We start from the raw sequence: 23044 nt of genomic DNA, 5'->3' as shown, positions 1-23044 counted from the left end.
ACTCCGGCACATCAGCAGGCCACGCGTGCCAGAACGGCAGCCGCGCATCCGCCCCCCGAGGATTAGCGTCGGATCACGCCGTCGAGAGGACCCGCCATGACCGTCACCGCCGAACCCGAGACCGTCCGCGGCGGCCCCGCCCTTCGACAGCAGCGCGAACTCGTCACCGCCATCCCCGGCCCGCGCTCGCAGCAGCTGCTCGCCCGCAAGTCGGCGGCCGTGCCGAAAGGCGTCGGCCTCACCCTGCCGATCTTCGTCGAGGCCGCCGGCGGGGGAGTGCTGCGCGACGTCGACGGCAACACCCTGATCGACTTCGGCTCGGGCATCGCCGTCACCGGCGTCGGCAACAGCGCCCCCGCGGTGGTGGACGCCGTCACCGCCCAGGTCGCGCAGTTCACCCACACCTGCTTCACGATCACCGGCTACGAGGGCTACGTCGAGGTGGCCGAGGCGCTCAACCGCCTCACCCCGGGCGACTTCGACAAGCGCACCGCCCTGTTCAACTCCGGTGCCGAGGCCGTCGAGAACGCCGTGAAGATCGCCCGGCACTTCACCGGCAAGCAGGCCGTCGTGGCCTTCGACCACGGCTACCACGGCCGCACCAACCTCACCATGGCGCTGACCGCCAAGTCGATGCCCTACAAGAGCGGCTTCGGGCCGTTCGCCCCCGAGGTCTACCGGGCGCCGATGTCCTACCCCTACCGGGATGCGCAGCTGTTGGGCGAGGCGCAGGCGAACGACGGCGCTGCAGCCGCCCGCCGCGCCATCGTGCAGATCGAGAAGCAGATCGGCGCCGCGAACCTCGCCGCGCTCATCATCGAGCCGATCCAGGGCGAGGGCGGCTTCGTCGTCCCGGCCGAGGGCTTCCTGCCGACCCTGCTCGCCTGGGCGCGCGAGAACGGCGTCGTCTTCATCGCCGACGAGGTGCAGACCGGCTTCGCCCGCACCGGCGACTTCTTCGCCTGCGAGCACGAGGGCCTCGAGCCCGACCTGATCGTCACCGCGAAGGGCATCGCCGGCGGCCTGCCGCTCAGCGCGGTCACCGGCCGCGCCGAGATCATGGACTCCGCCCACGCCGGCGGCCTCGGCGGCACCTACGGTGGCAACCCCATCGCCTGCGCGGCGGCGATCGCGACCATCCGCAGCTTCGAGGAGGACGGCCTCGTCGAACGCGCCCGCGCCATCGGCGAGCAGTTCCTCGCGCGACTGACCGAGCTGAAGAGAGCGGATGCGCGGGTCGGCGACATCCGCGGCCGCGGCGCCATGGTGGCCCTCGAACTGGTCGACCCCACCACCGGCGACCCCGACGCCGCGCTCACGGCCGCCGTCGCCGCGAAGGCCCACGCGGCCGGAGTGGTGCTGCTCACCTGCGGCACCTTCGGCAACGTCATCCGCTTCCTGCCCCCGTTGACCATCGACGACGCGCTGATCGCCGACGGCCTCGACGTGGTGGCGACGGCCCTGGCGGAGACCGCCAGCTGACGCCGACAGCGCCGCACGCGCATCCGGCCGCCCCGCGCCCCGCCGACCACGACCACCACACCCGGGCGAACCCCGCCCACCGAGAGCATGATGTACACGACGAACACAGAGGGAGACCACCAGTGACCAACGAGAACGAACTCCTCGCCGGAGTGCCCGACCGCCTCTTCATCGGCGGCCACTGGGTGGCCGGCAGCACCGGCGCCACGCTCGACGTCAACGACCCGGCCACCGGCAAGGTCATCAAGACGATCGCCGACGCCACCCCCGAAGACGGCATCGCCGCCCTCGACGCGGCCGTCGCGATCGCCGACGAGTGGGCGGCCACCGCCCCCCGCCAGCGTGGCGAGATCCTCCGCGGAGCCTTCGACCTGCTGCAGCAGCGCAAGGACGACGTGGCCCTGCTGATGACGCTCGAGATGGGCAAGCCGCTCGCCGAGGCGAAGGGCGAGGTCGCCTACGGTGGAGAGTTCCTGCGCTGGTTCAGCGAGGAGGCCGTGCGAATCACGGGCCGCTACGGCTCGAACCCCGAGGGCACCGGTCAGATGATCGTCTCGCAGCGCCCGGTCGGCCCCTGCTACCTGATCACGCCCTGGAACTTCCCGCTCGCGATGGCCACCCGCAAGATCGCGCCCGCGCTCGCGGCCGGCTGCACCGTCGTGGTCAAGCCCGCGGCCCTCACGCCGCTGACCACCCTCTACGTGGCCCGCCTGCTCGAGGAGGCCGGTCTCCCCGGCGGCGTGCTCAACGTCGTCACCACCACGCGATCGAGCGCCGTCTCCGAGCCGATCATCGCCGACCCGCGCCTGCGCAAGCTCAGCTTCACCGGCTCGACCCCGGTGGGCCGCACGCTGATGAAGCAGGCCTCCGAGAACGTGCTGCGCACCTCGATGGAGCTCGGCGGCAACGCCCCGTTCGTGATCTTCGGCGACGCCGACCTCGACAAGGCGGTCGACGGCGCGATGGCGGCGAAGTTCCGCAACATCGGCCAGGCCTGCACCGCCGCGAACCGCTTCATCGTGCACTCCAGCGTCGCCGCGGAGTTCGCCCGCAAGATGAGCGAGAAGGTCGGCGCCCTGCGCATCGGCCGCGGCACCGAGGAGGGCGTCGGCATCGGCCCGCTGATCGACGACAAGGCGGTCGACAAGGCCGACGAGCTGGTGCAGGACGCCGTCGGGCGCGGTGCCACCCTCGTCGCCGGAGGCCACCGCGTCGACGGCCCCGGCAGCTTCTACGAGCCCACGGTCGTCACGAAGGTGCCGCTCGACAGCGAGATCCTGCGCGAGGAGATCTTCGGCCCGGTCGTCAGCGTGATCGAGTTCGACGACGAGGACGAGGCGGTGCGCCTCGCGAACGACACCGAGTACGGCCTCGTCTCGTACGTCTTCACCGAGAGCCTCGCGCGCGGCCAGCGGATGATCGACAAGCTCGACACCGGCATGATGGGCCTGAACGTCGGCGTGCTCTCCAACGCCGCCGCCCCCTTCGGCGGCGTCAAGCAGTCGGGCCTCGGTCGCGAGGGCGGGCTCGAGGGCATCCACGAGTACCTCGCGCCGAAGTACACGCTCATCCCGAACAGCTGACCCCAGCACCCACGAGACGACGAAGGCCCGGTTCGAAAGAACCGGGCCTTTCTAATGCCCCAACCCCTTGACACCGAGAGCGGTACCTGGTTGGTTAGTTACATGAGTAATGAACCAACGAGGAAGAACGGCCGTGGATGACTCTCGGCCGATCTTCGTGCAGATCGCGGAGCTGATCGAGAACGACGTCGTCTCCGGTGCCCTGCCCGAGGAGTCCCAGGTTCCGTCGACCAACGAGTTCGGCGCCTTCCACCGGATCAATCCGGCGACGGCGGGCAAGGGAGTGAACCTCCTGGTCGACAAGGGGATCCTGTACAAGAAGAGGGGAATCGGGATGTTCGTCGCCCAAGGGGCCCGTGACCGGCTGCTGGCCGATCGCCGCAATCAGTTCCAGAACGAGTACGTGCGACCGCTCGTCGCCGAGGCCGAGAAGCTCGGCATCACCGGCGAGCAGCTCGTGCAGATGATCGCAGAGGGGAGCGGCGCATGACCGCCGTCATCGAGGCCGTGGGCCTCAGCAAGCACTACCGCACCGTCGACGCCGTCGACGACGTGAGCTTCTCGATCGAGGAGAACACGATCACCGGCCTGCTCGGCCGCAACGGAGCCGGCAAGACCACGCTGATGCAGCTGCTGACGGGCCAGGAGTTCGCGACCCGCGGCACCATCCGCGTCTTCGGGGAGTCGCCGGTCGAGAACGCCGGCGTGCTGCAGCGGCTCAGCTTCATCAAGGAGAGCCAGAAGTACCCCGACGACTTCAAGCCGAAGCACGTCTTCGCCACGGCACCGTGGTTCTTCCCGAACTGGGACGCCGAGTTCGCGGCCCGCCTGATCGACGACTTCCGGCTGCCGCTGAACCGCCGCATCAAGAAGCTCTCCCGCGGCCAGCTCTCCGCCGTCGGTGTGATCGTCGGCCTCGCCGGCCGCGCACCGATCACCTTCTTCGACGAGCCCTACCTGGGGCTGGATGCGGTGGCCCGGCAGATCTTCTACGACCGCCTCCTCGAGGACTACGCCGCGCATCCGCGCACCGTCGTGCTCTCGACGCACCTGATCGACGAGGTCGCGAACCTGCTCGAGCACGTGATCGTGATCGACCAGGGCCGCATCCTGCTCGACGACGACGCGGAGTCGCTGCGCGGCTCGGCCACCACCGTGGTCGGCACCCGGGCGGCGGTCGACTCCTTCGTCGGCGGCCGCGAGGTGCTGCACCGGGACTCTCTCGGAGGTCTCGCCTCCGTCACCGTCGGCCGGCTCGACCCGGCCGAACGCCGCGAGGCGGCCGAGCTCGGACTCGAGCTCGGCCCCGTCTCGCTCCAGCAGCTGGTCGTGCAGAAGACCGGCGCCACCGCCCAGACGACCGGAATCGAGCAGAGCGCATGAGCACCGTCGACACCCCCACCCGCCCCGCCCCGACGGCCGAGCCCTCGGGCAGCGGCAGCCGCATCGTCCCGATCGCCCGACTCCACGTCGTCAACCGGGTGCAGATCTTCCTCGTCCCCGCGATGATCCTGGTCTTCATCCTGCTGGTGAACATCGTGATCTGGTGGCTGATCGCTCGATCGGTCACCGATCCCGTCGACCGGGCCGACGCGCTCGACGGCCTGCAGTGGAGCGGCGCCTCGTTCTACGTCTTCGTCTACGCGGTCGTGATCGGGGCGCAGGCAGTCGGCTTCGTCTTCCCCTACGCGCTCGGCATGAGCGTCACACGCCGTGACTTCTGGCTCGGCTCGGCGCTCGCCTTCGTGGGCCTCGCCGCGCTCTACGGCGCCTTCATGACGGTGTTCGCGGTGATCGAGCAGGCGACCGGCGGCTGGGGCCTCGGCGGGCGCATGTTCACCGTGCTCTACTTCGGCGGTGAGGACGCGACCTTATATCAGCGGTTCGGGCTGTTCTTCGCGGCGTTCCTGTTCTGCTTCTTCGTCGGCGCGGTGGTCGCCACGATCTACCAGCGCTGGCGTGTGAACGGGATGCTCGTGTTCTTCGCGGCCCTCACCCTGCTGCTGCTCGGCGGCGCGGCGCTCATCACGCTCACCGACAGCTGGCCCGCGGTCGGCGCCTGGTTCGCCGCGACCGGTGCCGGCGGGGTGGTGGCCTGGAGCCTCCTGGTCACGGCCCTGTCTGCGGTGGTGGGGTTCCTGCTCATCCGCCGGTCGACCCCGCGGAGTTGACGCGGGGCGAGAACGACGGATGCCCGTGCCGGAACTCCTGGCACGGGCATCCGTGTGTCTGCAGCCCTGCTGCTCAGACGAGCAGCTGGTGCTTCGCGAGCTCGCGGTAGAGCGGTGTCGACGCCACCAGCTCGGAGTGGGTGCCGACCCCGACGACCCGGCCGTGGTCGACGACGACGATCTGGTCGGAGTCGACGACGGTGGAGAGGCGGTGCGCGATGACGATCAGCGTACGGTTCTCGGCGACCGCGTCGATGGCCTCGCGGAGCATCTGCTCGTTCATGCCGTCGAGCGAGGAGGTCGACTCGTCCAGGAGCAGCACCGGGGGAGCGGCGAGCAGGGCGCGGGCGATAGCCAGGCGCTGGCGCTCGCCGCCGGAGAGCATCACGCCGTCCTCGCCGACGGCCGCGTCGAGCCCCTCGGGCGAGCGGTTGAGCACCTCGCCGAGGTTCACCTCGTGCAGCACCCGGATGCACTGCTCGTCGGTGGCGTCGGGGGTGGCGAGCAGCAGGTTCTGGCGCAGGGTGCCGGCGAGCACCGGGGCGTCCTGCTCGACGTAGCCGATCTGCGAGCGCAGCTCGACACGGTCGAGGCGGCGCACGTCGACCCCGCCGAAGCGCACGGCGCCGGCGGTGGGGTCGTAGAAGCGCTCGATCAGGGCGAGCATGGTCGACTTGCCGGCGCCCGAGGGGCCGACGATCGCCGTGCGGCCGCCGCGCGGGGCCGCGAAGCTCACGCCGTGCAGCACGCTGTCGGCGCCGTAGCCGAAGTGCACGTCGTCGAACTCGATGGCCGGGGCACCGGGGCTCGCCGAGCCGGGGGCGGCCTTCGCGGCGAGGGCCGCGTCGTCCTGGCCCTCGATCGGCAGGTCGATGACCTCCTGGATGCGGCCCAGCGCACCGAGCGCCTGGTTCACCGAGTTGATGGCGCCGAAGGCCTGGCCGAGCGGCATGATCATCATGAACAGGAACAGGATGAACGACACCAGGCTCGCGATGGTGATCGCTCCCGAGGCCACGCGGAAGCCGCCGACGCCGAGCACGACGAGCAGCGACACCTGCAGCGCGATGCCGGCGATCGGCACCACGAGGGCCGAGATCTTCGCGACCTTGACGCCCATCTCCCAGGCGCCCCGAGCATCCGCCTCGACGGCCTCGGTCTCGCGCTCGGTGGCGTTCGAGGCGCGCACCGTGCGGATGGCGCTGATCGATCGCTCGACGGCCGCGGCGAGGTCGCCCACCTTCTCCTGCTGACGGCGGCTGGCGACCCGCACCTTGCCCGAGATGGCGACCACGGTGACCACCGAGACGGCGATCACGAGCACCGTGAGGCCGAGCAGCACGGGGTCGATGATCAGCATGGCGATCAGGGCGCCGACGAAGATCAGCGAGCCGCCGATCGCGTCGACGAGGCCCTGCGTGATGACGGCGTAGAGCAGCGTGGTGTCGGAGCCGACGCGGGAGACGAGGTCGCCCGTGCGCCGGGTGTCGAACTCGCTGATCGGCAGCCGGAGCATCCGGTGCACCAGCTGACGGCGGGCCGAGAGCACGACGCTCGTGCCGGTGCGCTGCAGCAGGTAGTGCTGGAAGCCGCTGATCAGGCCCGAGACCACGACGAGGGCCACCAGGGCCCAGACCAGCATGTCGAGGGCCCGGCCCTCCTGCACGACCGTGATGACCTGGCTCACCAGCAGCGGCTGGGCGAGGCTCGCGGCCGCTCCCACGATGCTCAGCACCACGACGACGCCGAGCACCTTCTTGTGCTCGAACAGGTAGGGCAGCAGCTGGCTGAACCGGGCGCGGGGCCCGTCGTCGGCGGCGCCCCCGCGGGAACGGCCGAAGCCGCGCCCACGGGGGCTCGAGGAGGAGGTGCGGGTCATGCTCTACTTTCTCAGGTGAGGCGGGTGTCGAACTCCACGTCGCGGGTCTCCCGGCTGATGATCAGCGCACCGAGCGTGATCAGCGCCATCAGCGAGAGGTAGTTGCCCACCAGTGCGGGCGAGCCGTCGGCCGCCTGCCAGAGCGCCACCGCGATGAAGGGGGCGACCGCTGCGCCGAGGATCGACGCGACGTTGTAGCTGATGGCCGAGCCGGTGTACCGCACGTTGGCGGGGAAGAGCTCGGGCAGCTGCGAGCCCATCGGCCCGAACGTCAGCCCCATCAGGGTGAAGCCGACGATCAGCAGGGTCATCACGCCGACGAAGCCGCCCGCGAACAGGGGCACGAACAGCAGGCCGAAGGCGGCGATGCCGATCGTGGTCCAGATCAGCGTCATGCGGCGGCCGAAGCGCTCGGCCAGGGGGCCGGAGACCAGGGTGAAGATGCCGAAGAACACGCAGCCGACGACGAGCATGATCAGGAAGTCGTTGCGGCTGTAACCGAGCCCGGGCACGAAGCTCGAGGCGTCGAACGGCTTGCCGGCGGCGTCGGCCGCGGCCTGGGCGTTCTCGACCGAGGAGGCCGTGGTGCCGAAGGTCAGCGTGAACGTGGTCATCAGGTAGAACAGCACGTAGGTGGCCAGCATGATGAAGGTGCCGAGGATGAGCGGGCGCCAGCTGGTCTTGAACACGCGGGCGAGCGGCAGCTTGGCCACCTCGCCCTTCTCGACGACGCGGGTGAAGGCGGGCGTCTCGACGAGCTTGAACCGCACGTAGAGGCCGATGATCACGAGCACGGCGCTGGCGAGGAACGGCACGCGCCAGCCCCAGGCGAGGAATGCCTCGGTCGAGAGCGTGGTGCTCAGGATGAGGAAGACCACGTTCGCGATGATGAAGCCGATCGGCGCACCCAGCTGCGGGAAGGTGCCGTAGATCGCGCGGCGGCCCTTCGGGGCGTTCTCGGTCGCGAGCAGCGCGGCGCCCGACCACTCGCCGCCGAGGCCGAGGCCCTGGCAGAAGCGGAAGAGCACGAGGAAGCCCGGTGCGAGGATCTCCCAGCCCGGGGTCTGGCCGGTCGGCAGCGCGCCGATCAGCACGGTCGCGATGCCCATCGTGAGCAGTGAGGCCACGAGGGTGCGCTTGCGGCCGATGCGGTCGCCGAAGTGTCCGAAGACGATCGAGCCGACGGGGCGGGCCACGAACGCGACGCCGAAGACGGCGAACGACGACAGCAGGGAGATGGTGGGATCGGAGTTCGCGAAGAACAGCGTCGGGAACACCAGCACGGCGGCGGTGGCGTAGACGTAGAAGTCGTAGAACTCGATCGACGTGCCGATCAGGCTCGCCAGGATGACGCGGCCCCGGGTGTTCCGGGGAGTCGTGGGCGGCGCGTCGACGGTGGTGGATGACATGGAGGTCTCTCACAGAGCAGGTGGAGGGCATCCCGGCTGAGGGCGCCGATCGGGCGCGTGGTCGTGACCAGCTGGGGGAGGCGGAGGCAAGGGGCGAGGTTCGCTCGCGAAGAGCCATTTTACGCCCCCGTAGGATGCTCAGGTACGTCTGACGAAGGAGGCCCTGATGGGCGTGGTGGTCGTTCTCGGTTCGCTGAACATCGACTCGACGGTGACGGTCGAGCGGCACCCCCGGCCGGGTGAGACGCTGCTCGGCGGCGACCTCGTGAAGCACTTCGGCGGGAAGGGCGCGAACCAGGCCGTCGCGGCGGCCCGCGCGGGTGCCAAGGTCGGCTTCGTGGGGCGGGTCGGCGACGACGCCGACGGAGACGCGTACCTCCGCCGGCTGGCCCAGTACCAGATCGACACGACCCACATCGGGCGCACTCCGGGCGTCGCCACGGGTCACGCCGCGATCGCGGTCGACGCCGCCGGTGAGAACACGATCATCGTCTCGCCGGGCGCCAATGCGCGCGTGACCACCGGCGATCTCGCCCCGCTGCGCTCGCTCGCGCCCGGCGACGTGCTGCTCGCCTCGCTCGAGGTCTCGCTCGAGGTGGTGGCCGAGGCCGCGCGGATCGCCGCTGCCCAGGGGGCCCGCGTCGTGCTGAACCTGGCGCCCTACGCCGCGCTTCCGACCGACGTGCTCGACCTCGCCGACCCGGTGGTGGTGAACGAGCACGAGAACGAGCAGCTCGGCGCCGACGGACTCGCGCCTCGATCGGTGCTCGTCACCCTCGGCTCCCGGGGGTCGCGCTGGGGTGCGGCCGAGGTGCCGGCCGGTGCGGTGACGACCGTGGTCGACACCACCGGGGCCGGCGACTGCTACTGCGGCACGCTGGCGGCGGCGCTCGCCGCGGGCTTCAGCGACGCCGACGCGATGCAGGCGGCGTCGACGGCGGCCGCCGCCTCGGTGGGGTGGGTGGGCGCGCAGCCCTGACGCCGGCCGCCCGCTGAGCGCGCCGCGCGCGCCGCCCCGCTAGCCGCGCAGCGCCGCTAGCCGCGCAGCGCGCGCAGCGTCAGCGCCGTCGCGATGGCGGCCTCGGCCGCCTCGGCGCCCTTGTCCTCCTTCGACCCGGGCAGCCCGGCTCGGTCGAGTCCCTGCTGCTCGGTGTCGAGCGTCAGCACGCCGAAGCCCACCGGCTTCCCGGTCAGGATGCTCACCTGCGTCAGCCCCGAGGTCGCCGCGTCCGAGACGTACTCGAAGTGCGGGGTGCCGCCGCGGATGATCACGCCGAGCGCCACGACCGCGTCGGCCCCGGCCTCGAGTGCCGCCTTCGACACCACCGGCAGCTCGAAGCTGCCCGCCACCCGCAGCTCCGAGATCTCGACGTTCGCCTTCTCGAGCGTCGAGCGGGCACCGGCGAGCAGTCCGTCGGTGATGACGGTGTGCCAGGTTCCGGCGACGATGGTGATCTTCAGCCCCGTCCCGTCGAGGTCGCTCATCTTCTGGGGTGCTCCGGCTCCGCTCATGGCGTGCGTCCTTTCGGGGGTGGGGTGGGTCGGTTCAGGGGTCTGGTCAGTGCGCGCCGGGCAGCACGTGCCCCATGCGGTCGCGCTTGGTGTCGAGGTAGTTCCGGTTGAAGTCCCCGGCGCCGACGATCAGCGGCTCGCGGTCGGCGACCTCGATGCCGTGCGCCTCGAGCTGCGCGACCTTGTCGGGGTTGTTGGTGAGCAGACGGATGCGCGGCGCCCCCAGATCGTTCAGGATCGCCACTGCGGCGCCGTAGTCCCGCGCATCCGCGGGCAGACCGAGCGCCACGTTGGCGTCGAGCGTGTCGAGCCCGTCCTCCTGCAGCCGGTAGGCGCGCAGCTTGTTGATCAGCCCGATGCCCCGGCCCTCGTGGCCGCGCAGGTAGATCACCACGCCGCCGTCGGCCGCGATCCGGTCGAGCGCCGCGTCGAGCTGCGGGCCGCACTCGCACTTCAGCGAGCCGAACGCCTCGCCGGTCAGGCACTCCGAGTGCACCCGCACGATCGGGCCGCGCGGATCGGCCGCGAGGTCGCCGGACAGGATGGCGACGTGGTCGGCGCCGGTCACCAGATCGCGGTAGGCCCGCATCCGCAGTGCGCCGTGCGTGGTGGGCACGGTGGTCTCGACCTCGAACTGCACCCGCGGGGCGGCGTCGGAGGGGGCGCCGGCCAGATCGACGGCGGCGGCTTCCGCGACGGTGAGGGGCGGAGCATCCGGAACCGCTGGTGCGGCGTCGAGCTCATTCAGATGCTGCACCATCAGCGCGATCGTCGTGATGGGCAGCCCCTCGGTGCGGGCGACCTCGCGCAGCTCGTCGAGCTTCATCGCCGAGCCGTCGTGCGACATCATCTCGCCGATGACACCGACCGGGGCGAGCCCGGCGAGCAGCATCAGGTCGACGGCGGCCTCAGTGTGCCCGGGGCGCTGCCGCACCCCGCCCGGCACGGCACGCAGGGGCACCACGTGCCCGGGGCGGATGAAGCTCGCGGGCGTCGACGCGGAGTCGGCCAGCAGGTTCAGCGTGCGGGAGCGGTCGTGCGCGTCGATGCCGGTGGTGATGCCCGAGGCGGCGTCGATCGTGATCGTGTAGGCGGTGCGCCGGGTGTCCTCGTTGTTGACGACCATGAGGGGCAGCGCGAGCTCGTCGGCGCGGCTGTCGGGCATGGGGGCGCAGAGGTAGCCGGAGGTGTTCCGCACCATCCAGGCGATCCACTCGGGCGAGGCCAGGGCGGCCGACAGGATCGCGTCGCCCTCGTTCTCGCGGTCGGCGGCGTCGGAGACGAGCACCGGCTTGCCGGCGCGGAGGGCGTCGAGCACCTCGCTCATGGGGGAGAAGACGGGGGTCATGACGCGATCCCTTCCGGGGCGGTCGGCGACTCGGCTGCCGTCGGCGTACCGGGTGCCGTCGGCGAGCCGAGGGCGACGAGCCGCTGCACGTGCCGGGCGAGCACGTCGGTCTCGAGGTTGACGCGGTCTCCCGGGGCCAGCGCACCGAGGGTGGTGGCGGCGAGCGTCTCGGGGATGAGCGAGACCTCGAACCAGAACGGGTCTCCGGCCTCGGCCGGCGACACGTCGGACACGGTCAGCGAGACCCCCGCCACCGAGATCGAGCCCTTGTCGACCACGAGCGCGGCGAGGCCGTCGGGCAGCGAGAAGCGCAGCACGCTCCACGCCTCGCCGGGCGTCACACTCAGCACCTCGGCCGTGCCGTCGACGTGGCCCTGCACGATGTGACCGCCCAGCCGGTCGCCGACGCGGGCGGCGCGCTCGAGATTGACGCGGCTGCCGGGGGCGAGCTCGCCGAGGGTCGACATGCGCAGCGTCTGCGCCATCACGTCGGCGCGGAAGCTGTCGGGCGTCCGGTCGACCACGGTCAGGCAGACGCCGGAGACGGCGATGGAGTCGCCGTGCCGGGCGTCGCTCACGGCGAGCGGGGCGCGCACCGTGATCACGGCGGCGTCGGCGGTGTGCTCGAGGGCGACGATCTCGCCCAGCTCCTCGATGATTCCGGTGAACATCGCTCTACTCCTTCGTGGCGGCCGGGGCGGTCGCCGAGGTGTCGGTGGTGGTGGCCGGCCGGGCGACGATCCGCAGGTCGTCGCCGAGGCGGTCCACCCCGGTGATGGTGAGGCGGCGCTGCGCGTCCATGCTGCCGACGCCGAGCTCGCCGAGCGCGGTGAACGGCCCGCCGATCAGGGTCGGGGCGAGGTACACGACGAGCTCGTCGGCGAGCCCGGCGGCGAGGAACGCGCTGGCCAGTGTCGGCCCTCCCTCCACGAACACCGAGCGCACCTCGTCGTCGTAGAGCGCGCCGAGCACGGCGTCGAGGTCATGCCCGTCGAATCGGCGAAGGGCCAGCGGATGCGCGTGCAGCCGCGCGCCGTCGGGAACCGCCCGCCGCCCGAGCACGACGGGTGCCGGCTGATGAGGCAGCAGGCCGTTCTCGCCCCGCGCGGTCAGCTCCGGATCGTCGGCGAGCACCGTGCCGATGCCCACCACGATCGCGTCGGCGTCGGCGCGGCGCCGGTGCACGTCGGCCCGGGCCTCCGGCCCGGTGATCCAGCGGCTGGAGCCGTCGGCGGCGGCCGCGCGGCCGTCGAGGCTCGAGGCCCATTTGACCGTGACGAAGGGGCGGTGGTGGCGCACGGCCGTGAGCCAGGGACGGATCGCCTCCTCGACGGCGGCCGCCTCGACCCCGGCGACGACCTCGAGGCCGGCCGCGCGCATCCGCTCGGCCCCGCCCGAGGACGCCCGGCCCGGGTCGGCCGCACCGTAGACGACGCGGGCGACGCCGGCCTCGATCAGGGCGACGCTGCAGGGGCCGGTGCGGCCGTGGTGGTCGCAGGGCTCGAGGGTGACGACGGCGGTGGCGCCCCGGGCCGCCTCGGGCCCGTGCACCTCGGCGGCCGAGGCCAGGGCCGCGACCTCGGCGTGCGGGGTGCCGGCGCCGCGGTGCCAGCCCTCGCCGAGCACCTCGCCCGAGGGGGACAGCAGCACGCAGCCGACCTGCGGGTTCACCCCGTGCCGGGGGCCACGGAGCGACAGCTCGAGGGCGCGGTGCAGCGCGGTGACCTCGGCGTCTGCCGTGGTGTCGCTCGCGTTCTTCATCCGGTCCTCGTCTTCCGACGGTCTCCGGGGATGGCAGCGCAAGCGCCGGTGGTCCGCCCATCGCGGAACCACCCGTGCGCCTCTCATCCGGACTAGACGGGGTCGTTCGACCACGCCATCACCGTCGGTTCCGGAATTCCACCGGATCAACCTCAGACGCTGCGAGCAGCGTCTGAGGTTCGCGGACTGTCACCGCCGGTTCAGAATCTCACTGACCCCGGAGCACGTTACATATCCAGTTATACCCTCTCCGCCGGTGAGCCCGCCGGATTCCCGTCATCGGGCGACGCGAGGGCAGCCGCTGGACGCGTCAGCGGGCGACGTCGGCGCGGAGCGGCAGCGGCGCCGGGGCGCGCCCGACGGCGCTCGCGAGCCCCCACAGCGTGACCTTCGTCAGCGCCTCCACGACGATGCCCGTCGACATCTTCGATACGCCCTCGGCGCGCTCGATGAAGGTGATCGGGAACTCGCCGACCCGGGCCCCGGAGCGCTCGAACTGCCACGCCATCTCGATCTGGAAGCAGTAGCCCTGCGAGGCCACGCGGGTGAAGTCGACGGAGCGCAGAGCCTCGGCGCGGAAGCCGCGGTAGCCGCTGGTCAGGTCGTGCAGCCGTGAGCGCAGCATCACCCGGGAGTAGAAGGTGCCGGCGCGCGAGATGAGCTTGCGGTGCAGCGGCCAGTTGACGATGGTGCCACCCGGGATCCACCGGGTGCCGATGCCCATGTCGTCGCCGCCGTCGAGCAGGCCGATCAGGCGGGGGAGCTCCTCGGGCTGGTGCGAGCCGTCGGCGTCCATCTCGACGACGTAGTCGTAATCGCGCTCGAGCGCCCAGGCGAAGCCGGCCCCGTAGGCGGCGCCGAGGCCGTTCTTCTCGGAGCGGTGCAGCACGTGCACGCGCTCGTCGGCGGCGGCGAGCTCGTCGGCGAGGCGACCGGTGCCGTCGGGGGAGTTGTCGTCGACGATCAGCACGTGCGTCCCGGCCGTCGTGAGATGGATGCGATCGATCACGCTTGCGATCGAGGCGATCTCGTTGTAGGTCGGTATCACGACGATCGTCTTCGCCACTGTTCCTTCAATCCGTCAGGCGTCCCCTTCTCGGGAGCGTTCAGAACCCTATCGTCGCTTTCCGTTCATTTTCCCCAGCTACGCTCAGCATTGGCCTCGAAGATACACAAAGTTCTCTTTTGCGTACTTCTTCGCGCCATGAACGTCAGGAATGGTAGATCACCCATGAGCAGTGCCCCCGCGTCGCCGTCGCGACTCCGCGTCCTCTTCTTCGAGGTCGTCCGGTTCGGCATGGTCGGGGGCCTCGGCTTCATCGTCGATCTGGCGGTGTTCAACCTCCTCGTGGTGACGGTGCTGGCTCCGGCGCAGCTGCACGAGGGTCCGCTGATCGCCAAGCTCATCTCGGCGTCGCTGGCCATCGTGGTCAACTGGCTCGGCAACCGGTACTGGACGTTCCGGCACCGCCGCCGCTCCGACATGCTGCGCGAGAGCATCGAGTTCTTCGTCGTCAGCGTCATCGGCACGGGCATCGGCCTGGCCTGCCTGTGGTTCTCGCACTACGTCCTGGGATTCACCTCGCTGCTCGCCGACAACATCTCGGGCAACGTGATCGGGCTCGCGCTCGGCTCGCTGTTCCGCTTCGTGCTCTATCGCGTCTGGGTGTTCGGCGAGCACCGTCCGCGGGCGCCCCGCGTCACGCTGCCCCGCGTCGAGCCCGCCGAGCAGCTCGGCACCACCGCCTCCTGACGGCTGCCCGGCGGATGCCCTCCGCGCCGGTCGCCTCCACCTGCGCGGGCGTTCGAGCGAGCATCCGGATGCCCGCCTAGGCTGGACGGGTGACGTCCGACCAGCCCCGTCCCGGCCGCTGGGCCGCTGTAGCCCGGGCTTCTCTCGCCCCGGCCAGGGCCTTCCAGGCGCCCTCCCGCACCCCGCTGCTGCAGGTGCTGAAGACGGCGGTGGCAGCGGTCGTCGCCTGGGCGGTCTGCTCGTTCGTCTCGGGCGGCCAGCCGCCGCTGTTCGGTGCGATCGCCGCGATCATCGTCGTGCAGCCGAGCGTCAACCAGTCGCTCAGCCGGGCGATCGAGCGCTCGATCGGCGTGATCGCGGGCGTCGTGGTCGCCTACCTCGTGTCGCTCGTGTTCGGGGCGCCGAGCTGGCTGATCCTGCTGGCCATCGTGCTGTCGCTGCTCGTCGGCTGGGCGCTGCGGTTCCCGCAGTCCTCGACCGTGCAGATCCCGATCAGCGCGATGCTGGTGCTCTCGATCGGCGCCCAGACCCCGGGCTATGCGTTCGAGCGGATCATCGAGACGGTGATCGGCGCGCTGATCGGTGTCGCGGTCAACTGGCTCGTGGTGCCCCCGGTGGCGCTGAAGCCGGCGCGGGAGGCGGTCACCGGCCTCGGCCGGGAGATCGCCGCCACGATGGACAGCCTGGCCACCGTGCTGAGCGCCCCCACCGACGAGGCCTACCGCACCGGCATGCTGGTGGAGGCCCGCCTCCTCCGCCCGATGCAGTCGAAGGCGCAGAAGGCGGTCGACGCCGCCGAGGAGAGCCTGCGCTTCAACCCGCGGCGCACGGCGAACCGCGAGCTGCTGCGCGAGAACGCGGAGCTGCTGACGACGCTCGGCATCGTCACGAACCGCGTGCTCGGCATGGCCCGCGCGGTCACCGACCACTTCGACCGCACCCTGCCCGAGGAGCCGAACGCCGTCGCCATCGCGGAGGAACTGCGCCGCGCCGCGCACGACCTGCGCCTCGTGCTCGACGAGGCCGCCGCGGGCACGGCGCCCGACGAGTCGACGGTCGACCTCGAGCCGGCGCTCACCGCGCCGCTCCGGGCCATCGTGCCCGACCCGCAGCACTGGATCCTGATCGGCTCCCTGCTCGAAGACCTCCGCCGCGTGCGCGAGGAGATCGTCGGCGCCTCCGCCGACCTCCGCTGACCCCGCCCGCTGCCCTCGCCGACCCTCAGCCGGCCCGGCCGTCAGCGCCGGTGGCGCGGCAGGAACCCCACCCGGTCGTACACGGTCGCCAGGGTCGCCGACGCCACCTCGTCGGCACGGTCGGCGTTCGCCGCGAGGATTCGGTCGAGCTCGGCCGGGTCGTCCATCAGCTCGAGCGTTCGCGCCCGGATCGGCTCCACCGTCGCCACCACGATCTCGGCCAGCGCCTTCTTCAGCGTGCCGTACCCGCCTCCGGCGAACTCCTCGACGACCGAGTCGATCGAGCGATGGTCGAGGATGGCGAAGATCGTCAGCAGGTTCGCCAGCCCCGGCTTCTCGGCCTGGTCGTAGCGCACCTCACCGTCGGCGTCGGTGACGGCCCGCATGATCTTCTTCACCGAGACCTTCGGGTCGTCCAGCAGCCAGATCAGCCCGGCCGCCGACTCCGCCGACTTCGACATCTTCGAGCCGGGGTTCTGCAGGTCGTAGACCTTCGCCGACTCCTTCAGGATGTACGGCTTCGGCATGGTGAACGTCTCGCCGAAGCGCGAGTTGAACCGGGTCGCCAGGTCGCGCGTGAGTTCCACGTGCTGTCGCTGGTCCTCGCCCACGGGCACGTCGACCGCCTGGTAGAGCAGGATGTCGCCGGCCTGCAGGATCGGATACGTGAACAGGCCGACCGAGGCCGAGTCCTGACCCTGCTTCACCGCCTTGTCCTTGAACTGCGTCATGCGCGCGGCCTCGCCGAAGCCGGTGATGGTGTTCAGCACCCAGGCGAGCTCGGCGTGCGCCGGCACGTGCGACTGGACGAACAGCGTCGAGCGGTCGGGGTCGATCCCGGCGGCGATGTACTGGGCGGCGGTTCGGCGGGAGTTCTCGCGCAGCCGCGCCGGGTCTTGCGGAACCGTGATGGCGTGCAGGTCGGCGAGGAAGAAGAAGGCGTCGTGCGTCTCCTGCAGCGCCTTCCAGCTCAGCAGCGCACCGATGTAGTTGCCCAGGTGGAGCGAGTCGGCGGAGGGCTGCATGCCCGACAGCAGTCGGGGCTTCGGGGTGGAATCGGTCATGGTCCTGTCAAGCGTGAGGGAGTGGCGTGAGGGAGTGGCGTGCGTCACAGCGCGTAGTCGACGACGACCGGGGCGTGATCGCTCCAGCGCTCGGCGTGCGTGGGTGCCCGGTCGATGGTCAGCGACGTGGCCGTGGCGGCGAGCTCGGGCGTGGCCAACTGGTAGTCGATGCGCCACCCCGTGTCGTTGTCGAAGGCCCGGCCGCGCTGCGACCACCAGGTGTACGGCCCCTCGACCTCGCCCGCGAAGCGGCGCCCGAGGTCGACCCAGCCGAGCCCGGCGCCGGCGTTGTAATCGGGGTCGCCCTCGGCGCCCACGAAGCGGTCGAAGTAGGCCCGCTCCTCGAGCAGGAAGCCGGCCCGCTTCACGTTGCCCTTCCAGTTGCGGATGTCGAGCGTGCGGTGACCGACGTTGAGGTCGCCGACGACGACGGCGAGAGGGTTGTGCTTCTGCAGCGCGGGCAGGTGCTCGAGCATCCCGTCGAGGAACTTGTACTTCTCGACCTGCTTCTCGGTTCCGGCCTCACCCGAGTGCACGTAGGCCGAGACGACGGTGACGACCTTGTCTCCCCACTCGTAGTCGGCCTCGAGCCAGCGGCCCGCGCTGTCGAAGTCGTCGGCCCCGAAGGTGACGCGGTGGATGTTCGCCCGGTCGCGGCTCGCGATGGCGACGCCCGCGCGGCCCTTCGCCGTGGCGGGGTCGTGCACGATGTTCCAGTCGGGCCCGAGGAGCTTCTCGAGGTCGCTCGTCTCGGCCCGCACCTCCTGCAGCGCGAGGATGTCGACGTCGCGCCCGTCGAGCCAGGCGCCCATGCCGTTGCGGAAGGCGGCGCGCACGCCGTTGACGTTGACCGAGGCGAGTCTGAGGGGCTTCGTGGGCATGCTCCTACTGTACCGGCGGCCTCCGACAGCGCTCCGCCGAGGGTCGGCAGGCGCGCATCCCTCAGCGCTTCTCGACCAGCTTCACGGCCTCGGCGTGATCGAGTTCGTCGAGTCGCTCGATCCGCTTGCGCACCCGGCGCCGGGCCAGACCGTGCACCGTCTCGAGCTGGTTCTGCAGCCGCTCCCGCTCCGCCGACACGAGGGTGTCCCGCGCTGCGGCGACCCGCTTCTGCCGCTCGACCTCGAGCTGCTCGGGGGTGAGGGCCCGCGGGTCGAGCCCGGCGTCCTCCATCCCGACGGCGATCCAGGTGGCCGAGATCAGGATGACGCGGCAGACCAGGTTCAGGAAGATCATGATGCCGATGATCACGGCGAACGACGCGAGCAGCGGGTTGCTGGTGGCGCCGCCCAGCAGCTGGCTGCCGAGGATCTTCAGCACACCGAGTGCGGCCCCGCCGATCGCCGCTCCGGCGAGCAGGCGTCGTCGTGGGATCTTCACCCCCGACAGCACCCGGAACGCCGCTGCCAATACGAGGCTGTCGAAGACGAACACCACGAGCACCCCGACGAGCCAGCCGGCGACGGCCGCGAACGGCGAGCGGGTGTCGATACCGAGCAGGTCGAACGCGAGCGAGAGCCCCTGGTTGCTGATCAGGCTGACGGCCGAGGAGAGGATGATCGCGACGCCGAACGCCAGCGCGAGTCCGAAGTCCTTGAGCTTCAGCAGCACCGGGTTGGTCGTCGGCGGGTCGAGCTTGAACAGCCGGCGGATCGAGTCGCGGGTCGAGGCCAGCCAGCCGACCGCGGTGAGCACGAGGCCGACCAGGGCGATGGCGCCGGTCCAGCCCAGGATGCGCGCCTCGGAGAGCGCCTTCGGATCGATGGCGCCGTCCTCACCGATCAGGCCGGGGATGGCGTTGCTCAGCTGCGCGACCACCGCGTCCATCAGGTCCTGGTTGCCCGCCAGCACGATCCCGAAGATCGAGAAGCCGACCCAGATCCCGGCGAAGATCGCGAAGACGGCCTGGAACGACATCCCCGACGCCATGATCTCGCCGCCCGAGGAGCCGAACCGCAGGAAGACCCGAACGGGCTTCAGCGCCATGACCTTGGCGATCAGCGCGGCGATCCCGGTGGGGGGCGTGTCGTCGACGGGCTTCTCGTCGATCTCGACCGCCGGCTTGCCCACGGTGTCGGTCTTCGTGGTCGCCCGGTCGTCCTTGACAGCGGTGTTCGCCGCTTCGCCCGCACGCTTCTCGCTCATGCGCTCAGCCTGACACGGAGACGTCGAAGTCGCCCGCCCCGGACGCAGCGAAGCCGCCCGCCCCTGAGGGCGAGCGGCTTCGACGGCTGCGGTGGAACAGGCCCTACGGCTTGCCCCGCATGATCGCCTGCTTGACCTCGGCGATCGCCTGCGTCACCTGGATGCCGCGCGGGCACGCATCGGTGCAGTTGAAGGTCGTGCGGCAGCGCCACACGCCCTCCTTGTCGTTCAGGATGTCGAGGCGGGTCGAGGCCGCCTCGTCGCGCGAGTCGAAGATGAAGCGGTGCGCGTTCACGATCGCGGCCGGGCCGAAGTACTGTCCGTCGGTCCAGAACACCGGGCACGACGAGGTGCACGCGGCGCAGAGGATGCACTTGGTCGTGTCGTCGAAGCGGGCGCGGTCGGCGACCGACTGGATGCGCTCCTTGTCCTTCGGCGGCTCCGTGGCCGACTGCAGGAACGGCTGCACCTCGCGGTAGGAGGCGAAGAACGGCTCCATGTCGACGATCAGGTCCTTCTCGAGCGGCAGGCCCTTGATGGCCTCCACATAGATGGGCTTGGTGATGTCGAGGTCTTTGATCAGCGTCTTGCAGGCCAGGCGGTTGCGGCCGTTGATGCGCATCGCATCCGAGCCGCAGATGCCGTGGGCGCAGGAGCGGCGGAAGGTCAGCGACCCGTCCTGCTCCCACTTGATCTTGTGCAGCGCGTCGAGGATGCGGTCGGTCGCGAACATCTGCACGTCGAAGTCCTGCCAGCGCGGCTCGTCGTCGACGTCGGGGTCGAAGCGGCGGATGATCAGGGTGACGGTGAAGGCCTCGATCGGCGCCTCGGGCGCGGGGCCCGATGCGGGTGCGTCGGCTACGAGTGTCATCAGTACTTCCTCTCCATCGGCTGGTAGCGCGTCACGACGACGGGCTTCCAGTCGAGCCGGATGTGATCGGCGGCATCGCTCGAGTGGGGGTCTCCCGAGAGGTACGCCATGGTGTGCTTCATGTAGGTCTCGTCGTCGCGCTTGGGGTAGTCGTCCCGCATGTGCCCGCCGCGGCTCTCCTGGCGGTTGCGCGCCGAGTACACGACGACCTCGGCCAGGTCGAGCAGGAAGCCGAGCTCGATCGCCTCGAGCAGGTCGGTGTTGAACCGCTTGCCCTTGTCCTGCACCTGGATGTTCCGGTAGCGGTCGCGCAGGCGGTGGATGGTCGCCGTCACGGAGGCCAGCGACTCGTCGGTGCGGAACACCTGAGCGTTCTTGTCCATCTCGTCCTGCAGCTCCTTGCGGATGGCGGAGATGCGCTCGGTGCCCGTTCCGCTGCGGAGCGACGCCACCAGCGACACGATGGCCGCCGCCGGGTTCTCGGGCAGGGGAGTGAAGTCGACGGTCTGCACGTAGTCGGCCGCGTTGTTGCCCGAGCGCTTGCCGAACACGTTGATGTCCAGGAGCGAGTTGGTGCCGAGACGGTTCGAGCCGTGCACCGAGACGCAGGCGCACTCGCCGGCGGCGTAGAGGCCGGGCACGACGGTGTCGTTGTCGCTCAGCACCTCGGCCTTGATGTTCGTCGGGATGCCGCCCATCGCGTAGTGGGCCGTCGGCATGACGGGCACCGGCTCGACGACGGGGTCGACACCGAGGTAGGTGCGCGCGAACTCGGTGATGTCGGGCAGCTTCGTCTCGAGCACCTCGGCGCCGAGGTGGGTGCAGTCCAGCAGCACGTAGTCCTTGTGCGGGCCGGCGCCGCGGCCCTCGGCCACCTCCTGCACCATGCACCGCGCGACGATGTCGCGGGGCGCCAGGTCTTTGATCGTTGGGGCGTAGCGCTCCATGAAGCGCTCGCCCGAGGCGTTGCGGAGGATCGCTCCCTCGCCTCGCGCTCCCTCGGTGAGGAGGATGCCGAGCCCGGCGAGGCCCGTGGGGTGGAACTGGAAGAACTCCATGTCCTCCAGCGGCAGGCCCTTCCGCCAGATGATGCCGACGCCGTCACCGGTGAGGGTGTGGGCGTTCGAGGTCGTCTTGTAGATCTTGCCGAAGCCGCCGGTGGCGAAGATGACCGCCTTCGCCTGGAAGACGTGGATCTCGCCGGTCGAGAGCTCGAAGGCCACGACGCCCGAGGGCTTGTCGACCCCGTCCACCTTCGTCATCACCAGGTCGAGCACGTAGTACTCGTTGAAGAAGTTGATGCCGAGCTTGACGCAGTTCTGGAACAGCGTCTGCAGGATCATGTGGCCGGTGCGGTCGGCCGCGTAGCAGGCCCGGCGAACGGGGGCCTTGCCGTGGTCGCGGGTGTGGCCGCCGAAACGCCGCTGGTCGATCTTGCCCTCGGGGGTGCGGTTGAACGGCAGGCCCATGTTCTCGAGGTCGATGACCGCGTCGATGGCCTCCTTCGCGAGGATCTCGGCGGCATCCTGGTCGACCAGGTAGTCACCGCCCTTGACGGTGTCGAAGGTGTGCCACTCCCAGTTGTCCTCCTCGACGTTCGCGAGGGCGGCGGCCATGCCGCCCTGTGCCGCACCCGTGTGGGAACGCGTCGGGTAGAGCTTCGAGATCACGGCCGTCTTGGCCTTGGGGCCGGCCTCGATGGCCGCCCGCATGCCGGCGCCGCCGGCGCCGACGATCACGATGTCGAACTGGTGGTAGTGCACGCCGTCCACGACGGCGCCGTCTTCGTACTGGGTCACGGAGGAGCTCATTCCGGGGTCGGAGGGGTTATCGGGTCGCGCAGAACGACGGCAGCAGGTCCGCCGGCGAGCCGACGGGGCACGGGTCGAAGGTGTAGACCACCAGGGTGCCGAGCACGATCATGGCCACGACAGCCACGAGGATCGCGCCGAGCAGCACCTTGCGGGTGACGGCCTTGGTCGCGTAGTCGTTCACGATCGTGCGCATGCCGTTGCCGCCGTGGATCATAGCGAGCCAGAGCATCAGCGTGTCCCAGACCTGCCAGAACGGGTCGCTCCACTTGCCGCCGACGAAGGCGAAGTCGATCGCCTTGATGCCGTCGCCCACGAGGAGGTTCACGAACAGGTGGCCGAAGATCAGCACCAGCAGCACGACGCCCGAGGCACGCATGTAGATCCAGCCCCACTTCTCCCAGTTCACGCCGCGGCTGCGGCGGACGGTGTGCGGGGCGCGGGGGGATTCGATGGTCGTGGCCATCAGGCACCTCCGACATGGCTGAACACGTTGATCAGGTGGCGCGGCGCGAAGCCGAGCATCGTGACGACCCAGAGGCCGATCACCACCCAGAACATGATGCGCTGGTACTTCGCGCCCTTGGACCACAGGTCGATCAGGATGATCCGGATGCCGTTGAACGCGTGGTACACGATGGCGGCGACGAGCGCCGTCTCGCCCAGGCCCATGATCGGGTTCTGGTAGGTCGAGATGACCGCGTTGTAGGCCTCGGGGGAGATCCTCACCATCGAGGTGTCCAGGATGTGCACGAGTAGGAAGAAGAAAATCGCGACACCCGTGATGCGGTGCAGCACCCAGGACCACATGCCTTCACGGCCGCGGTAGAGAGTGCCGGCCGGCCGCTTCGGTGTCATCGTCCCTGCCGTATTTATGGCCACGGACTAACCCTCCTTGGCTTCAGTCGGGGCCGGGACCGCCCGCTCGCGAATGCTGCGGAACCGGCCGTCGACCGCTCACAGTCTATGCGCGTTTCGGCGGTAACGGGTATTAGGCGGGCCTTAGTTGTATACAGGGCGGGCCGGATGCGCGTCCCGCACCAGCACGCGGAGAAACGC

22 protein-coding genes and 1 riboswitch are annotated in these 23044 nt (G+C 70.4%); of the genes, 8 read left to right on the top strand and 14 right to left on the bottom strand.

Features of this window, described 5'->3' with window-relative positions; all coding sequences use genetic code 11:
• Positions 1 to 96 precede the first annotated feature (96 nt).
• The 5 genes from gabT (at position 97) to BJ984_RS18125 (ending at position 5236) form a co-directional block, all read left to right on the top strand.
• Positions 97 to 1482, top strand: a complete 1386-nt coding sequence (gene gabT, locus BJ984_RS18145; RefSeq protein WP_179549201.1) for a 4-aminobutyrate--2-oxoglutarate transaminase — start codon at positions 97 to 99, stop codon at positions 1480 to 1482.
• A 122-nt stretch (positions 1483 to 1604) separates the two neighbouring features.
• Entirely contained in the window at positions 1605 to 3065 is a 1461-nt protein-coding gene (locus tag BJ984_RS18140; RefSeq protein ID WP_179549200.1) for an NAD-dependent succinate-semialdehyde dehydrogenase, read from the top strand.
• Between the two features lie 109 nt (positions 3066 to 3174).
• Positions 3175 to 3555, top strand: a complete 381-nt coding sequence (locus BJ984_RS18135) for a GntR family transcriptional regulator (RefSeq protein WP_179549199.1) — start codon at positions 3175 to 3177, stop codon at positions 3553 to 3555.
• Positions 3552 to 4448, top strand: coding sequence for an ABC transporter ATP-binding protein (locus BJ984_RS18130; RefSeq protein WP_179549198.1), 897 nt, complete (start codon positions 3552 to 3554; stop codon positions 4446 to 4448). Before BJ984_RS18135 ends, BJ984_RS18130 begins: the two co-directional genes overlap by 4 nt.
• A complete protein-coding gene (locus tag BJ984_RS18125) occupies positions 4445 to 5236 on the top strand; it encodes a hypothetical protein (protein ID WP_179549197.1) in 792 nt (263 codons plus the stop codon). Before BJ984_RS18130 ends, BJ984_RS18125 begins: the two co-directional genes overlap by 4 nt.
• A gap of 73 nt (positions 5237 to 5309) precedes the next feature.
• Here BJ984_RS18125 and BJ984_RS18120 read toward each other — a convergent pair whose 3' ends face one another.
• Together BJ984_RS18120 and BJ984_RS18115 are read right to left on the bottom strand one after the other, a co-directional pair.
• Positions 5310 to 7115: an ABC transporter ATP-binding protein gene (locus tag BJ984_RS18120; RefSeq protein WP_179549196.1), complete on the bottom strand. Its 1806-nt coding sequence runs from the start codon at positions 7113 to 7115 to the stop codon at positions 5310 to 5312.
• Between the two features lie 11 nt (positions 7116 to 7126).
• Positions 7127 to 8524 carry an MFS transporter gene (locus BJ984_RS18115; RefSeq protein WP_179549195.1) on the bottom strand — a complete coding sequence of 466 codons (1398 nt, stop codon included), beginning with the start codon at positions 8522 to 8524 and terminating at the stop codon, positions 7127 to 7129.
• Between the two features lie 166 nt (positions 8525 to 8690).
• Between BJ984_RS18115 and BJ984_RS18110 the strand changes: the two genes are divergently transcribed.
• The gene (locus tag BJ984_RS18110) at positions 8691 to 9503 is read left to right on the top strand and encodes a PfkB family carbohydrate kinase (protein WP_179549194.1); all 813 of its coding nucleotides are present in this window, start codon (positions 8691 to 8693) and stop codon (positions 9501 to 9503) included.
• Between the two features lie 56 nt (positions 9504 to 9559).
• Here BJ984_RS18110 and ribH read toward each other — a convergent pair whose 3' ends face one another.
• The 5 genes from ribH to BJ984_RS18085 form a co-directional block, all read right to left on the bottom strand.
• The gene (ribH, locus tag BJ984_RS18105; protein ID WP_179549193.1) at positions 9560 to 10036 is read right to left on the bottom strand and encodes a 6,7-dimethyl-8-ribityllumazine synthase; all 477 of its coding nucleotides are present in this window, start codon (positions 10034 to 10036) and stop codon (positions 9560 to 9562) included.
• Between the two features lie 46 nt (positions 10037 to 10082).
• Positions 10083 to 11384, bottom strand: a complete 1302-nt coding sequence (ribA, locus tag BJ984_RS18100) for a GTP cyclohydrolase II (RefSeq protein ID WP_179549192.1) — start codon at positions 11382 to 11384, stop codon at positions 10083 to 10085.
• The gene (locus tag BJ984_RS18095; protein WP_179549191.1) at positions 11381 to 12055 is read right to left on the bottom strand and encodes a riboflavin synthase; all 675 of its coding nucleotides are present in this window, start codon (positions 12053 to 12055) and stop codon (positions 11381 to 11383) included. The genes ribA and BJ984_RS18095 overlap by 4 nt, the downstream gene beginning before the upstream one ends.
• Positions 12056 to 12059: 4 nt before the next feature.
• The gene (gene ribD / locus BJ984_RS18090; RefSeq protein ID WP_179549190.1) at positions 12060 to 13145 is read right to left on the bottom strand and encodes a bifunctional diaminohydroxyphosphoribosylaminopyrimidine deaminase/5-amino-6-(5-phosphoribosylamino)uracil reductase RibD; all 1086 of its coding nucleotides are present in this window, start codon (positions 13143 to 13145) and stop codon (positions 12060 to 12062) included.
• A gap of 71 nt (positions 13146 to 13216) precedes the next feature.
• A riboswitch (FMN riboswitch) is annotated at positions 13217 to 13374 on the bottom strand.
• An 81-nt stretch (positions 13375 to 13455) separates the two neighbouring features.
• Positions 13456 to 14211, bottom strand: a complete 756-nt coding sequence (locus BJ984_RS18085; protein WP_271206319.1) for a polyprenol monophosphomannose synthase — start codon at positions 14209 to 14211, stop codon at positions 13456 to 13458.
• 165 nt (positions 14212 to 14376) lie between these two features.
• On the opposite strand from BJ984_RS18085, the gene BJ984_RS18080 reads away from it, so the two are divergent.
• On the top strand, positions 14377 to 14898 hold the full coding sequence (locus tag BJ984_RS18080) for a GtrA family protein (protein WP_179549189.1): 522 nt from the start codon (positions 14377 to 14379) through the stop codon (positions 14896 to 14898).
• Between the two features lie 89 nt (positions 14899 to 14987).
• A complete protein-coding gene (locus BJ984_RS18075; RefSeq protein ID WP_179549188.1) occupies positions 14988 to 16094 on the top strand; it encodes an FUSC family protein in 1107 nt (368 codons plus the stop codon).
• A gap of 41 nt (positions 16095 to 16135) precedes the next feature.
• Here BJ984_RS18075 and trpS read toward each other — a convergent pair whose 3' ends face one another.
• The 7 genes from trpS to sdhC all read right to left on the bottom strand — a co-directional run bounded on the left by trpS (position 16136) and on the right by sdhC (position 22843).
• Positions 16136 to 17158: a tryptophan--tRNA ligase gene (gene trpS, locus BJ984_RS18070; protein WP_179549187.1), complete on the bottom strand. Its 1023-nt coding sequence runs from the start codon at positions 17156 to 17158 to the stop codon at positions 16136 to 16138.
• Positions 17159 to 17202: 44 nt separating this feature from the next.
• Positions 17203 to 18039 (bottom strand): exodeoxyribonuclease III, encoded by an 837-nt coding sequence (locus BJ984_RS18065; RefSeq protein ID WP_179549186.1) that lies wholly within the window; start codon positions 18037 to 18039, stop codon positions 17203 to 17205.
• Between the two features lie 61 nt (positions 18040 to 18100).
• On the bottom strand, positions 18101 to 19303 hold the full coding sequence (locus tag BJ984_RS18060) for a YihY/virulence factor BrkB family protein (protein WP_179549185.1): 1203 nt from the start codon (positions 19301 to 19303) through the stop codon (positions 18101 to 18103).
• 103 nt (positions 19304 to 19406) lie between these two features.
• A complete protein-coding gene (locus BJ984_RS18055; RefSeq protein ID WP_173182842.1) occupies positions 19407 to 20174 on the bottom strand; it encodes a succinate dehydrogenase iron-sulfur subunit in 768 nt (255 codons plus the stop codon).
• Complete coding sequence (gene sdhA / locus BJ984_RS18050; protein ID WP_179549184.1) at positions 20174 to 21985, bottom strand: succinate dehydrogenase flavoprotein subunit; 1812 nt, start codon at positions 21983 to 21985, stop codon at positions 20174 to 20176. Before sdhA ends, BJ984_RS18055 begins: the two co-directional genes overlap by 1 nt.
• Before the next feature lie 16 nt (positions 21986 to 22001).
• Positions 22002 to 22451: a succinate dehydrogenase hydrophobic membrane anchor subunit gene (locus BJ984_RS18045; RefSeq protein ID WP_179549183.1), complete on the bottom strand. Its 450-nt coding sequence runs from the start codon at positions 22449 to 22451 to the stop codon at positions 22002 to 22004.
• Positions 22451 to 22843, bottom strand: coding sequence for a succinate dehydrogenase, cytochrome b556 subunit (sdhC, locus tag BJ984_RS18040; RefSeq protein WP_179549182.1), 393 nt, complete (start codon positions 22841 to 22843; stop codon positions 22451 to 22453). The genes BJ984_RS18045 and sdhC overlap by 1 nt, the downstream gene beginning before the upstream one ends.
• Positions 22844 to 23044: the final 201 nt, after the last annotated feature.

Source organism: Herbiconiux flava (assembly GCF_013409865.1).
GTDB classification, from domain to species: domain Bacteria; phylum Actinomycetota; class Actinomycetes; order Actinomycetales; family Microbacteriaceae; genus Herbiconiux; species Herbiconiux flava.
Note: the sequence above shows the minus strand (reverse complement) of the source record. Positions and strands in the feature narration are given on the sequence as shown.

Coding starts and splice junctions, on each gene's coding strand:
- sdhC (WP_179549182.1), bottom strand. CDS start 22,843: ATGACACCGAAGCGGCCGGCCGGCACTCTCTACCGCGGCCGTGAAGGC.
- BJ984_RS18130 (WP_179549198.1), top strand. CDS start 3,552: ATGACCGCCGTCATCGAGGCCGTGGGCCTCAGCAAGCACTACCGCACC.
- ribH (WP_179549193.1), bottom strand. CDS start 10,036: ATGAGCGGAGCCGGAGCACCCCAGAAGATGAGCGACCTCGACGGGACG.
- BJ984_RS18080 (WP_179549189.1), top strand. CDS start 14,377: ATGAGCAGTGCCCCCGCGTCGCCGTCGCGACTCCGCGTCCTCTTCTTC.
- trpS (WP_179549187.1), bottom strand. CDS start 17,158: ATGACCGATTCCACCCCGAAGCCCCGACTGCTGTCGGGCATGCAGCCC.
- BJ984_RS18065 (WP_179549186.1), bottom strand. CDS start 18,039: ATGCCCACGAAGCCCCTCAGACTCGCCTCGGTCAACGTCAACGGCGTG.
- BJ984_RS18060 (WP_179549185.1), bottom strand. CDS start 19,303: ATGAGCGAGAAGCGTGCGGGCGAAGCGGCGAACACCGCTGTCAAGGAC.
- BJ984_RS18110 (WP_179549194.1), top strand. CDS start 8,691: ATGGGCGTGGTGGTCGTTCTCGGTTCGCTGAACATCGACTCGACGGTG.
- BJ984_RS18125 (WP_179549197.1), top strand. CDS start 4,445: ATGAGCACCGTCGACACCCCCACCCGCCCCGCCCCGACGGCCGAGCCC.
- sdhA (WP_179549184.1), bottom strand. CDS start 21,985: ATGAGCTCCTCCGTGACCCAGTACGAAGACGGCGCCGTCGTGGACGGC.
- BJ984_RS18120 (WP_179549196.1), bottom strand. CDS start 7,115: ATGACCCGCACCTCCTCCTCGAGCCCCCGTGGGCGCGGCTTCGGCCGT.
- ribA (WP_179549192.1), bottom strand. CDS start 11,384: ATGACCCCCGTCTTCTCCCCCATGAGCGAGGTGCTCGACGCCCTCCGC.
- BJ984_RS18055 (WP_173182842.1), bottom strand. CDS start 20,174: ATGACACTCGTAGCCGACGCACCCGCATCGGGCCCCGCGCCCGAGGCG.
- gabT (WP_179549201.1), top strand. CDS start 97: ATGACCGTCACCGCCGAACCCGAGACCGTCCGCGGCGGCCCCGCCCTT.
- BJ984_RS18115 (WP_179549195.1), bottom strand. CDS start 8,524: ATGTCATCCACCACCGTCGACGCGCCGCCCACGACTCCCCGGAACACC.
- BJ984_RS18135 (WP_179549199.1), top strand. CDS start 3,175: ATGAACCAACGAGGAAGAACGGCCGTGGATGACTCTCGGCCGATCTTC.
- BJ984_RS18045 (WP_179549183.1), bottom strand. CDS start 22,451: ATGGCCACGACCATCGAATCCCCCCGCGCCCCGCACACCGTCCGCCGC.
- BJ984_RS18095 (WP_179549191.1), bottom strand. CDS start 12,055: ATGTTCACCGGAATCATCGAGGAGCTGGGCGAGATCGTCGCCCTCGAG.
- ribD (WP_179549190.1), bottom strand. CDS start 13,145: ATGAAGAACGCGAGCGACACCACGGCAGACGCCGAGGTCACCGCGCTG.